An 11,523-nucleotide genomic window follows, 5' to 3' on the forward strand; every position below is an offset into this window, starting at 1 on the left:
ACCGCTAACATCCCTGCAGGGCCGGCCGTTCAGCGCAGGATCGGCGGAGCCCCGGCCGGTTGGCGGGCGGCCGCGACACCGGCCTGCATCCCCGCGCCGATGCGTCGGGCCAGCGCCACCCAGGGCGTGGCCGTTTCCGGGGGCAGGGTGCCGTGGGCGACCTCTTCGAACAGGTCCAGCCAATGGGCAAACATTTCGGGTTTCACGTCCGGACGCTGGATATGCACACGCTGCGGATTGCCGCTGTAGCCGCGCTCGTACAGGATGGCGTTGCGCCAGAAGGCGGCGATCCGGTCCTCATGCGCGGGCCAGTCGGTGACGTGGCGGTTGAAGATCGGGCCCAGCAGGGGGTCCTGCCGGACGCGGGCGTAGAATGCGGTGACCTGCGCCTGGATCTGGTCGGGCGTGGCGGGAAAACGCGGGGGCAGTACGGGCCGGGTCATGATCGGGGCTTTCGATTCAGGCTCTGTTCCGGGCAGATACCGCGTTTTTCGGCCCGGATGCAGGGGCGGAATTGTCGCGCTGCCCCGGCGTCAGCAGGTGCCGCAACAGGGCCACCGGGTGTGCCCGCAGGCTCAGGCGGGTGGCGACGTAATCCTCGACCACCTGCTCGCCCAGCGACATCTGCGGCAGATGGGCGGCGGGTTCGTCCAGCGCCTCGCCTTCCAGATCCTGCGCGAACAGGGGCAGGGGTTTGGCGGTGGCGATCGCCTTGGCCTGCCACAGCGCCTCGCGCCGGGTCAGGCCGCAGGCGGCAAAGGCATCGGCCTCGGCCAGACGCTCGATCACCGAGGGGCCAAGGCCCGCGCGGCGCCAGACGTCGTCAACCTGGTGGTAGCCGTTGCCGCGCGCGGCGGTCAGCCAACTGGCGTCCTCTTCGCTCAGGCCCTTGATCTGGCGAAAGCCCAGCCGCAGGGCCAGCCCGCCATGGCCGTCTGGCTCCATCACGTTGTCCCAGAAGCTGGCATTGATGCAGACCGGACGCACTTGCACGCCATGCTCGCGCGCATCGCGCACGATCTGGGCGGGGGCATAGAACCCCATTGGTTGCGAATTCAGCAGCGCGCAGGCAAAAATCCCCGGATGGTGGCACTTGATCCAGGCGCTGGCATAGACCAGCAGCGCAAAGCTGGCCGCATGGCTTTCGGGGAAGCCGTAGGAGCCGAACCCCTCGATCTGCGAGAAACAGCGCTCGGCAAATTCGGCGTCATAGCCGTTGCGCTGCATCCCGCGCAGGAACAGGGTGCGGAATTCGCTGACATTGCCGTGCTTCTTGAAGGTCGCCAGCGACCGCCGCAGCCGGTCGGCCTGTTCGGGGGTGAAGCCCGCGCCGACGATGGCGATCTGCATCGCCTGTTCCTGAAACAGCGGCACGCCCAGCGTCTTGCCTAGCACCTCGCCCAGCGCGTCCGAGGGGAAGCTGACCTCCTCCTCGCCGTTCCGACGCCGGATATAGGGATGCACCATGTCGCCCTGGATGGGGCCGGGGCGAATGATGGCGACCTCGATCACCAGATCATAGAAATTGCGCGGCCGCATCCGGGGCAGGAAGTTCATCTGAGCACGTGATTCCACCTGGAACACGCCCACCGAATCCGCGCGGCACAGCATGTCATAGACCGCCGGGTCCTCGGGCGGCAGGGTGGCGAGCGTGTAACTCGTCTGATGGTGCTGGGCGATCAGGTCGAAGGCCTTGCGGATGCAGGTCAGCATGCCAAGGCTCAGGACATCGACCTTGAGGATGCCCAGACTGTCGATGTCGTCCTTGTCCCAGCAGATGACCGTGCGGTCCTCCATCGTGGCGTTCTCGATGGGCACCAGCTCGTCCAGACGGCCCTCGGTGATGATGAACCCGCCCACATGCTGGGACAGGTGGCGGGGGAAGCCGTTGATCTGATGCACCAGTGTCAGAGTCTGTTTCAGGCGGCGGTCCTCGGGGTCGAGGCCGATTTCGCGCATCCGTTCCGCCTCGAGCCCTGCGGTCGAGAAGAACCCCCACAGCTGCGAGGACAGGGCGGAAATCGTGTCCTCGGTCAGGCCCATGGCGCGGCCCACCTCGCGGATGGCGCGCTTGCCGCGATAGTGGATCACCGTGGCGCACAGCCCCGCGCGGTGGCGGCCATAGCGTTCATAGATGTGCTGGATCACCTCTTCGCGGCGTTCATGTTCGAAATCCACGTCGATGTCGGGCGGCTCGTCCCGCGCCTCGGAGACGAAGCGTTCGAACACCATGGTGCCCATCTCGGGGCTGACCGAGGTGACGCCCAGGCAGTAGCAGACCACCGAATTGGCCGCCGAGCCGCGCCCCTGGCACAGGATCCCGCGACCGCGGGCGAAGTGCACGATGTCGCGGACGGTCAGGAAATAGGGCTCGTATTTCAGCTTGCCGATCAGGGTCAGCTCATGCGCCAGCATCGCCTTGACCTTTTCGGGCGCGCCGGCGGGATAGCGCCAGGCCAGCCCCTCATGCGCCAGACGGTGCAGGCGCTGGGCGGGGGTTTCGGTGCCGCTGACCTCGCTGGGGTATTCATAGCGCAGCTCGTCCAACGAGAAGGTGAGTTCCTGGCTGAGCGCATAAGCGCGGGCCACGGCGCCTTCATGCCCCTTGAAGATGCGCAGCATCTCGGGTTCCGAGCGCAGGCGCTGTTCGCCATTGGCCAGCGCGTGACGGCCCAGATCGTCCACCTTGCGGCGCAGCCGGATCGCGGTCAGCACATCGGCCAGCCGGCGGCGCGAGCCGTGATGCATCATCGGCGCGGCGCTGGCGATGGTGAGCAGGCCCAGATGGCACGATTCAGTCTCTAATAAATGGAAAAACGCCGAATCCGCCCCGTCATAGCGCGGATGCATCAGCAAATGCATGCGCCCGGTAAAGCGGCGCGTCAGCTGTTGCGCCTGTGTCCGCCACCCGCTCGCGCCGCCGGTCGGACGGCCCGCCTGTGGCCAGAGCAGCAGGTGGAGGCCGTCGGAAAACTCCAGCAGGTCGGACAGGTGCAGGATGCAGTCGCCCTTGGCCGCGCGCAGCCGTCCGGTGGACAGAAGGCGGCACAGGCTGGCCCAGCCCTGCCGGTTGAGGGGCAGGGCGGTGACGGGCGGGGCGTCGGTAAAGATCAGCCGCGCCGCCGGGATCAGGCGCGGCACCGCATGCACCGGGAACGAGGGCGGTTTCGGGATGTGATCGGGGCGGGGCGGGCCGATGGGCGTGTTCTGCTCCTCCCACGCGCGGCGCTCGCGCACCTTGCGGGCGATCTCGCGCGCCTGGGTATGGGCGCGGACGATGCCGGCCACCGAGTTGTCATCGGCGATGGCGATGGCGGGCAGGCCCAGGGTGACGGCGCGCTCCATGTACTCCTCGGGGTGCGAGGCCCCGGTGAGGAAGGTGAAGTTCGACGTGATCGACAGCTCGGCATACATGGCGATTCCACATTATATTCACGTTTTGTTCTTTTTCGAGTCCCTGTCTGCATTGCGCAGGAAACGGGTCGTCTGCCCGCGTGTGGCAGGCGCATTGTCAGGGCAACAAAAGGAGACTCGAGATGTTCAAGATCACCGCCCTGCCTACCGACGAAGTACGCGCCTTTCAGGCAGGCGCGCCCGATGCCTACGGACACGCGCCTGAACGCGCGGTATCAACCGGAACCGGAAATCCGTGCCGCCATTGCTTGCAGCACATTCCCGAAGGTGCAGAAATGCTGATTCTGGCCCATCGGCCTTTTGCAGAGACACATCCTTATGCCGAAACGGGGCCGATCTTCCTGTGTGCAAGCCCTTGTGAACGGTATGAAGGGACTGATCTGCCAGAGGTTCTGACCTCATCGCCCGATTATCTGATCAAGGGCTATGGCCGCGATGACCGGATTGTCTACGGTACCGGCGTCGTGACACCCACCGGACGGATCAGCGCGGCGGTGGATGCAATACTTGCCCGCCCCGAGGTGGCCTATATCCATGTACGCTCGGCCCGGAACAACTGCTATCAGGCGCGGATCGACCGGGTCACAGCTTGACCCGGTGCAGGCCCCGGCGCGGCTGGTCCTGATCGTCGGCCGGGGCATCGTCGGCGCGCGAGGAGGTCAGGGCCAGGAACACGTCCTCGAGATCGGCCTCTTCGGTGCGCACGTCGCGGATGCGGATGCCGGCCAGGCGGACCGCCTCGAGCACCTGCTCGGCGCTGGTTTCCGGGCTGCGGTAGTGCAGCGCGAGGCTGCCGTCGTCGCGCAGGCTGGCCTGAATGCCGGGGGCGGCGGGCAGGGCGGTCACGGGGGCCTCGGGGGTGATAACCATGGTGCGGCCGTCCATGCGGCCCAGCAGGTTGGCGGTGCTGTCTTGCGCCACCTTTTCCCCGTGGTTGATGATGGCGATCTCGTCGCACATCTCCTGCGCTTCTTCCAGGTAGTGGGTGGTCAGGATGATGGTCATGCCCTGCTGGTTCAGCTTGCGCACATTGGCCCACAGCATTTGGCGCAGTTCGATGTCCACGCCGGCGGTGGGTTCGTCCAGCACCAGGATTTTCGGGTGGTGCACCAGCGCCTTGGCCAGCAGCAGCCGCCGCCGCATCCCGCCCGACAGCGTGCGGGCATAGGCCTCGGCCTTGTCGCTGAGGCCGACCAGTTCGAGGATCTCGTCGCTGCGCCTCTGCGATTTGGGAACGCCATACAGCCCGGCCTGCACCTCGAGCGCGCCGCGGGGAGTAAAGAACGGGTCGAGGTTCAGCTCCTGCGGCATCACCCCGATGGCCGCGCGGGCCTGGCGCGGGTTGCGGTCCTGGTCATACCCCCAGATCGTCACCTGGCCGGCGGTCTTTATCACCAGCCCCGCCAGGATGTTGATCAGGGTCGATTTGCCCGCCCCGTTCGGCCCCAGCAGGCCGAAGACCGACCCGCGCGGGATATCCAGATCGATGCCCTTCAGCGCGTGTTTCTCGGGCTGGCCCTTGCCGCCGCGATAGGTTTTGCGCAGGCCGCGAAGGCTGATCGCTGCATCGGTCATTGCTGGCTCTTGCCCCCGGTTTCCTGATCCCTCATAAACGCACCTAATGCATGCCCGCGAGGCCGACAACCAGTGAAGGATCGCACGCCGTGACAATCGAAGCTCCGGAAACCAAGATCGTCGAGACAAGCCGTGTCGCCTGTGATGGCGGTGAGGGCGCGCTGGGCCATCCGCGCGTCTGGTTGCAGGTCCCCGAAGATCAGGGCTGGGTCGAGTGCCCCTATTGCGATTGCAAGTATGTTCTGAAGGGCGCACAGCAACACTGATTGCCTGCCCAACCGCGGTCCGCCCAAATCTCGCCGCGATTTTCACCTAGTGCGTTGGTGTGAGCAACGTAGGTGCGAATGATGACCGATATGACTGCTGCTGATACCGGCAACCCGGTTTTTGGTTGGGCCGGGTTTATGCTTGCGGTACTGGCCCTGTTCGCAGCCTTGTTCGTGTTCTGGGCAGGGCCGTTCGCACCGCAGCAATCCACCGGCGTGACGCTGGGCGAACTGGCCGCCGAGTTGGGTAAATCGACCCTGCGGGCCGCCGCAGGGATGGAGCAGCCTGCGCCGGTCGCCCCCACCCGCGATCTGGATGACTTTCTGCAGATCGGCGTCGCCATGCTGGGCGGGTTGGCGATCGTCGTCTCGGTCATCGGCATCCTGCGGCACGAAAAACGCCGCCCGGCCATCGCCGGGGTGGTCATCGGAACGGGTGCGATCCTGTTCCAGTTCTTCGCGATGGCGTTTTTTGCGTTCCTCGGTGCGCTGGTCATCATGGCGTTGCTGAACAGTTTCTCGGATGTTTTCAGCGGCGTGTTTGGCGGCTAGGGCGCGTTCCTGACTGGTCACCCGGCTGCCCCTGTGGCAGAACCGTCCCTGACCGACAGGGAGAGCGCGCATGAGCAAATTCGGAAAAGGCTGCCATCTGCATCTGATCGACGGATCGGCCTTCATCTTTCGCGCCTATCACGCCCTTCCGCCGCTGACGCGGAAATCGGACGGGCTGCCGATTGGCGCCGTTTCGGGCTTTTGCAACATGCTGCAGCGGTACGTGGATGGCGACCACGGCCCTGACGCGCCGACCCATCTGGCAGTGATCTTCGACAAAGGCTCGCACACCTTCCGCAACGACATGTACGACCTTTACAAGGCCAACCGCGAGGCGATGCCCGAGGACCTGCGCCCGCAGATCCCCCTGACCCGGCAGGCGACCGAGGCCTTCAACATCGCCTGCAAAGAGCTGGAGGGGTACGAGGCCGACGACATCATCGCCACGCTGGCCTGCCAGGCGCGCCAGGCCGGGGGGCGGGTGACCATCGTCAGTTCCGACAAGGACCTGATGCAGCTGGTGGGCGACGGTGTCGAGATGCTGGATGCCATGAAGAACAAGCGCATCGACCGCGAAGGGGTGTTCGAGAAATTCGGCGTCTACCCCGAGCGCGTGGTGGATGTGCAGGCGCTGGCCGGCGACAGCGTCGACAACGTACCGGGCGCGCCGGGGATCGGGATCAAGACGGCGGCGCTGCTGATCAACGAGTTCGGCGATCTGGAGACGCTGCTGGACCGCGCCGAGGAGATCAAGCAACCCAAGCGCCGCGAAACCCTGATCGAGAAACGAGATCAGATCGAGTTGTCGAAGAGGCTGGTGCAGCTGGATTGCGAAACACCGCTGGACTTCACGCTGGAAGATCTGGAGCTGCGCGACCCCGATCCGGAAAAGCTGATGGAGTTTCTGGCCGAGATGGAGTTCCGCACTCTGACCAAGCGGATCGCCGACAAGCTGGGGGTCGAACCGCCGGTGATCGCGGATACTCCGGCGCCGGCGGCAGATGAGCCGCAGGCCGAGGACATTCCGTTCGATGCCAGCAAATACGAATGCGTGCGCGATGCGGCCGCGCTGCGGAAATGGATCGATCAGGCCTATGAGCGCGGCTGGCTGGCCGTGGACACCGAGACCACGGGCCTGAACGAAATGATCGCCGATCTGGTCGGCATCTCGCTGTGCATCGAGCCGGGCGAGGCCTGTTACATCCCGCTGACCCACCGCGATGGGTCCAGCGACGACCTGTTCGGCTCGGACGCGCTGGCCGAGGGGCAGATGCCGCTGGACGAGGCGCTGGAGATGCTCAAGCCGGTGCTTGAGGACCCGTCGATCCTGAAGGTCGGGCAGAACATGAAATATGACGCCAAGATATTTGCGCGCTATGGCGTGGATGTGGCCCCGATCGACGACACGATGCTGATGTCCTATGCCATGCATGCGGGCGAGCATGGGCATGGAATGGACACGCTGTCCGAACGCTATCTGGGCCATACGCCGATCCCGATCAAACCGCTGCTGGGGTCGGGCAAATCGGCGATTACCTTCGACAAGGTGCCGATCGACGAGGCCACCGCCTATGCCGCCGAGGATGCCGACATCACCCTGCGTCTGTGGAAGCTGTTCAAGCCGCAGCTGCACCGGGTTCAGGTGACCACCGTCTATGAAACGCTCGAGCGCCCCCTTGTGCCGGTTCTGGCCGAGATGGAGATGCATGGCATCAAGGTCGACCGCGACGTGCTGAGCCGTATGTCGAACGCGTTTGCCCAGAAAATGGCTGGTTTAGAGGCTGAAATCCACGAGCTGGCCGGAGAAACCTTCAACGTCGGCTCGCCCGCGCAGCTGGGCGAGATCCTGTTCGACAAGATGGGTCTGGAAGGCGGCAAGAAGGGCAAGACTGGAAAGTATTCGACCGGTGCCGACGTGCTGGAAGATCTGGCGACCGAGCATGAACTGCCGCGCCGTGTGCTGGACTGGCGGCAACTGTCCAAGCTGAAATCGACCTATACCGACGCGCTGCAGACCCATATCAACCCTGACACGGGGCGGGTGCATACATCCTATGCCATCACCGGGGCGAATACGGGGCGTCTGGCTTCGACCGACCCCAACCTGCAGAACATCCCGGTGCGCACCGAAGAAGGCCGCCGCATTCGCGAGGCTTTCATCGCCGAGCCGGGCAATGTTTTGGTGTCGCTGGACTATTCACAGATCGAGCTGCGCATCCTGGCGCATATCGCCGACATTCCGGCCTTGAAACAGGCCTTTGCCGACGGGCTGGACATTCACGCCATGACCGCGTCGGAAATGTTCGACGTGCCGCTGGACGAGATGACGCCCGAGATCCGCCGCAAAGCCAAGGCGATCAATTTCGGCGTGATCTACGGCATTTCGGGCTTTGGTCTGGCGCGCAACCTGCGCATTCCGCGGGCCGAGGCGCAGGGCTTCATCGACCGTTATTTCGAACGCTTCCCGGGCATCCGGCGCTACATGGATGAAACCATCGCGTTTGCCAAAGAGCATGGCTATGTGCAGACCCTGTTCGGGCGCAAGATACACACGACAGAAATCAATGCCAAGGGGCCGCATGCGGGGTTTGCCCGCCGGGCGGCGATCAACGCGCCGATCCAGGGCACAGCGGCGGACGTGATCCGCCGGGCGATGGTGCGGATGCCCGAGGCGATCGACGGGCTGCCGGCCAAGATGCTGCTGCAAGTGCACGACGAACTGCTGTTCGAAGTGGCCGAGGACACGGTGGACAAGACCATCGAGATCGCGCGCGACGTGATGGAGAACGCGCCCGATCCGGCGGTGAAGCTGGACGTGAAACTGACGGTGGATGCGGGCAAAGGCGCCAACTGGGCCGAGGCGCATTAGGCAAGCGCCGTGCCGCTCATCAGGCCCAGCGGGCCATCTTCGCGGCAGGTCAGGCCTCGGGCCTGACCAACAGCGCGACCAGCCGCCGGGTCAGCGGGGCCATGACCAGAACCACCGCAAAGGCCACCGGCCAGCTGATGCTCCACGCGCCCATCCAGCTGGCAAAGGTCTCGGGGCCAAGCCCGATCTCTTTGACCGTTGCGATGCAGGTCACGATGCAGGACATCAGCCCCGACAGGATCAATCCGAACAGGACGGGGGCAAAGCGGGCGGGGATCATGCGGCTGTTCCTCTACTGAATTGCCGCTTCGTATGCGATATCCAAGATGTGATTTCCAGTGCGCAGGTGCACAGGCCTATCGCATCCAGTGCAGAGAGGCGTCGGTGCGCCGCGTCGAGGGCGTGTATTCGGCGCTGACCCAGCCATCATAGCCGCTGTCGTCGATCGCTGCGAACAACGCGGGGAAATCGGTCTCATCCCGGCCGGGTTCCGACCGGTCGGGGGCCGATCCGATCTGAACATGTACGATCCGGTCGCGGAATCTGTCCCAGATGGCCTGTGCATCGCCATGGATCATCCGGGCATGAAAGCTGTCGAACTGCAGGCCCACATTCGGACGGTCGATCCGGTCCAGGCACGCGGCGGCCAGATCATAGTCATTCAGGAAGTATCCCGGTTGCGAGACGGGGTTCAGCGGTTCGATCGTGAACCGTTGATGCGGCGCAAAATCCGCGGCCCATTGCAGGTTGCGTACGAAACAGTCCTGCGCGTCCGCCCCCGAGGCATAGCCCGCCATCACGTGGATCAAACCGGGCTTCAGCGCCTCGGCATAGCGCAGGACGCGGCGGATGTCGGACTGGAACCGCCCTTCGCCCCCCGGAACAGCCGCATAGCCCGGCTGGCCGCCGGTATAGTTGGGCGGCGGCGCGTTGATCAGCACCAAGTCCAGACCGTTGGTCATCAATGCGCGGCGTGTTTCCTTGGCCGCCAGGTCATAGGGAAACAGGATCTCGACTGCCTTGAACCCGGCATCCGCGGCCGCCTTGAACCGGTCGAGGTAAGGCAGCTCGGCAAAGAGCAGCGAGATATTGGCGGCAAATCGGGGCATTGTCCTCTCGGTCCGATGGCGTGCTGACCTTAGTCGTGGGCGGCGCGCAGAGAAAGGGTTTGAAAACGACAATATGTCGAAAATCGGCCAGACCGGCGCGGGCCGAATGTGAAGGGTCGGGGTATTGCAGCGAATCATTTTCGTGGCGCTGCACCAACAAAAGGATTGAAACCGATGGCGATGAGTCCGGACCCCGTTCGCGGGCCCAGTTTCGCTGTGCCCGGTGCGCGGCAATCCGCCTTGTCCGGAAACGGGTTGGCGGTGGCGTCGATGCTGGCCTGGGCGGCCGGATTCCCGGCGGCCGAAATCCTGCTGCAGACCTGGCCGCCGGTTGCCTTGCTGGCCGCGCGGCTGATGCTGGCGGTGGCCGTGATGATTCCGATCTGGCTGTGGATCGATGGCGCGGATGCGGTGCTGCGGGCGCGCTGGGCCCATGCGATGAGAGTGGGCGGGTTTGGACTTGGCTTGGGCATGTTCCTGATCATCCTGGCGCAGAAACTGACCGATCCCGTAACCGTTGCCATCATCGCCTCCTGCGCGCCTTTGATTGCGACACTGCTCGAGCTGGCTGCAGGAACGCGCAGATTGCGGTGGAACTTCGCGCTGGGTGTTGCCGTTTCGATCATCGGTGGACTGATCGCAACCAGCGCGGTGGCGCCGGCCCAGCTGGGGTTGGGCGCGCTTTGCGCCATCGCCTCGACCGCGCTGTTCTGCTGGGCCAGCATGGCGACCGCGCGGGACTTCCCGGACCTCAGCCAAACCGGACGTACCACGATCACGCTGATCGGCGGCACGTTCATGGCCGGCGCGCTGTTCTATCTGTCGAGCGTCCTCGGGTTCGAAGTCTGGCCATCGTCGCCGATCGACCCGCAGCAGGCAGGAATGCTGGCGATCTACGCCGTGATCTCTCTCGGCCTCAGCCAGGTCCTGTTCATCGCTTCGATCGGCCGGCTGGGTGTTGCTCTGGCGTCATTCCACATCAATGTGGCCCCGTTCTACGTGATGCTCATCATGGTGGTTCTGGGTTCGGAGTGGAACTGGACCCGGGCGCTGGGCGCCGGAGTCGTGGCGCTGGCGGTTGTCCTTGCGCAAGACCGTCCCGCACGACGGGTTGCCTAAGGCGTTTCCTCGGCGCGACCCAAGACAAAGAACTGCCCGCCGGACCAGACCCCGACCTGCCCGGCGCGTTCCGTCGCAATGTCCACAAGGCGGTAGAAACTCTTGCGGTCGATCCGCGCCTCGAGGTTTGATCGCACCAATATATAGGGTCTGGGTTCGTTTGTTTCCGGGTCGATGGCCACCCGTATCGGGTGATCCGGACCCGCCGACACCGTATCGCCGACATGGGTGGTAAAGGTCAGAACCTGATCCTCGTCCGCGCCGGTCCGGTCGAAATCGACCGCCACAAACGGCGCGTCTTCGACCGTGATGCCGACCTTTTCGACCGGGGTGACCAGAAAATAGGCGTCCCCTTCTTTCTTAAGAATTGAGGAAAAAAGCTTCACAAGCTCGAACCGGGTGATGGGCGACCCTAGGTAATACCAGGTGCCATCGCGCGCGATGCGCATGTCCAGATCGCCGCAGAACGGAGGATTCCAGCTGTCGACAGGGGGCAGACCCCGCGGTTTGCCCGCCTTGACCGAGGCCGCCAGACCCTCAGGGGACGGTTTCACAGAATTTTGTCCGCTCATTGTTTTTGCCATTTCCTCTCAGCGCGATACACTTCAACCATAATAAG

Annotated in this window: 11 protein-coding genes; 5 read left to right on the forward strand and 6 right to left on the reverse strand. The window is 64.4% G+C overall.

Features of this window, described 5'->3' with window-relative positions:
* Positions 1-29 precede the first annotated feature (29 nt).
* Positions 30-443, reverse strand: a complete 414-nt coding sequence (locus AC2FML_RS11270) for a group III truncated hemoglobin (RefSeq protein ID WP_496783181.1) — start codon at positions 441-443, stop codon at positions 30-32.
* A gap of 16 nt (positions 444-459) precedes the next feature.
* Positions 460-3,414, reverse strand: a complete 2,955-nt coding sequence (locus AC2FML_RS11275; RefSeq protein ID WP_496783183.1) for an error-prone DNA polymerase — start codon at positions 3,412-3,414, stop codon at positions 460-462.
* Between the two features lie 122 nt (positions 3,415-3,536).
* On the opposite strand from AC2FML_RS11275, the gene AC2FML_RS11280 reads away from it, so the two are divergent.
* Entirely contained in the window at positions 3,537-4,007 is a 471-nt protein-coding gene (locus AC2FML_RS11280; RefSeq protein ID WP_170340942.1) for a DUF1203 domain-containing protein, read from the forward strand.
* Here AC2FML_RS11280 and AC2FML_RS11285 read toward each other — a convergent pair.
* A complete protein-coding gene (locus tag AC2FML_RS11285; RefSeq protein WP_496783185.1) occupies positions 3,997-4,989 on the reverse strand; it encodes an ABC transporter ATP-binding protein in 993 nt (330 codons plus the stop codon). The two genes, AC2FML_RS11280 and AC2FML_RS11285, sit on opposite strands and share 11 nt — an antisense overlap.
* An 89-nt stretch (positions 4,990-5,078) precedes the next feature.
* Here AC2FML_RS11285 and AC2FML_RS11290 point away from each other — a divergent pair, with 89 nt between their 5' ends.
* The 3 genes from AC2FML_RS11290 (at position 5,079) to polA (ending at position 8,676) form a co-directional block, all read left to right on the forward strand.
* Positions 5,079-5,255: a zinc-finger domain-containing protein gene (locus tag AC2FML_RS11290; protein WP_496783186.1), complete on the forward strand. Its 177-nt coding sequence runs from the start codon at positions 5,079-5,081 to the stop codon at positions 5,253-5,255.
* A gap of 81 nt (positions 5,256-5,336) precedes the next feature.
* On the forward strand, positions 5,337-5,807 hold the full coding sequence (locus tag AC2FML_RS11295) for a hypothetical protein (RefSeq protein WP_496783187.1): 471 nt from the start codon (positions 5,337-5,339) through the stop codon (positions 5,805-5,807).
* Between the two features lie 70 nt (positions 5,808-5,877).
* Positions 5,878-8,676, forward strand: a complete 2,799-nt coding sequence (gene polA / locus AC2FML_RS11300; protein ID WP_496783188.1) for a DNA polymerase I — start codon at positions 5,878-5,880, stop codon at positions 8,674-8,676.
* A 49-nt stretch (positions 8,677-8,725) separates the two neighbouring features.
* Here polA and AC2FML_RS11305 read toward each other — a convergent pair whose 3' ends face one another.
* Positions 8,726-8,956, reverse strand: a complete 231-nt coding sequence (locus tag AC2FML_RS11305) for a DUF2798 domain-containing protein (RefSeq protein ID WP_170340948.1) — start codon at positions 8,954-8,956, stop codon at positions 8,726-8,728.
* Between the two features lie 76 nt (positions 8,957-9,032).
* Complete coding sequence (locus AC2FML_RS11310) at positions 9,033-9,785, reverse strand: hydroxypyruvate isomerase family protein (RefSeq protein WP_496783190.1); 753 nt, start codon at positions 9,783-9,785, stop codon at positions 9,033-9,035.
* 174 nt (positions 9,786-9,959) lie between these two features.
* Between AC2FML_RS11310 and AC2FML_RS11315 the strand changes: the two genes are divergently transcribed.
* Positions 9,960-10,904 (forward strand): DMT family transporter, encoded by a 945-nt coding sequence (locus tag AC2FML_RS11315; RefSeq protein ID WP_170582400.1) that lies wholly within the window; start codon positions 9,960-9,962, stop codon positions 10,902-10,904.
* Here the strand turns inward: AC2FML_RS11315 and AC2FML_RS11320 are convergent.
* Positions 10,901-11,476 (reverse strand): DUF1285 domain-containing protein, encoded by a 576-nt coding sequence (locus tag AC2FML_RS11320; RefSeq protein ID WP_496783192.1) that lies wholly within the window; start codon positions 11,474-11,476, stop codon positions 10,901-10,903. The genes AC2FML_RS11315 and AC2FML_RS11320 overlap by 4 nt on opposite strands.
* Positions 11,477-11,523 lie beyond the last annotated feature (47 nt).

The sequence above is a fragment of the Ruegeria sp. BHSC029 genome, assembly GCF_059613085.1.

Excerpts from the sequence above, each read along its gene's own strand:
- AC2FML_RS11270 (WP_496783181.1), bottom strand. The coding sequence starts at position 443 with ATGACCCGGCCCGTACTGCCCCCGCGTTTTCCCGCCACGCCCGACCAG.
- AC2FML_RS11275 (WP_496783183.1), bottom strand. The coding sequence starts at position 3,414 with ATGTATGCCGAGCTGTCGATCACGTCGAACTTCACCTTCCTCACCGGG.
- AC2FML_RS11280 (WP_170340942.1), top strand. The coding sequence starts at position 3,537 with ATGTTCAAGATCACCGCCCTGCCTACCGACGAAGTACGCGCCTTTCAG.
- AC2FML_RS11285 (WP_496783185.1), bottom strand. The coding sequence starts at position 4,989 with ATGACCGATGCAGCGATCAGCCTTCGCGGCCTGCGCAAAACCTATCGC.
- AC2FML_RS11295 (WP_496783187.1), top strand. The coding sequence starts at position 5,337 with ATGACCGATATGACTGCTGCTGATACCGGCAACCCGGTTTTTGGTTGG.
- polA (WP_496783188.1), top strand. The coding sequence starts at position 5,878 with ATGAGCAAATTCGGAAAAGGCTGCCATCTGCATCTGATCGACGGATCG.
- AC2FML_RS11305 (WP_170340948.1), bottom strand. The coding sequence starts at position 8,956 with ATGATCCCCGCCCGCTTTGCCCCCGTCCTGTTCGGATTGATCCTGTCG.
- AC2FML_RS11310 (WP_496783190.1), bottom strand. The coding sequence starts at position 9,785 with ATGCCCCGATTTGCCGCCAATATCTCGCTGCTCTTTGCCGAGCTGCCT.
- AC2FML_RS11315 (WP_170582400.1), top strand. The coding sequence starts at position 9,960 with ATGGCGATGAGTCCGGACCCCGTTCGCGGGCCCAGTTTCGCTGTGCCC.
- AC2FML_RS11320 (WP_496783192.1), bottom strand. The coding sequence starts at position 11,476 with ATGAGCGGACAAAATTCTGTGAAACCGTCCCCTGAGGGTCTGGCGGCC.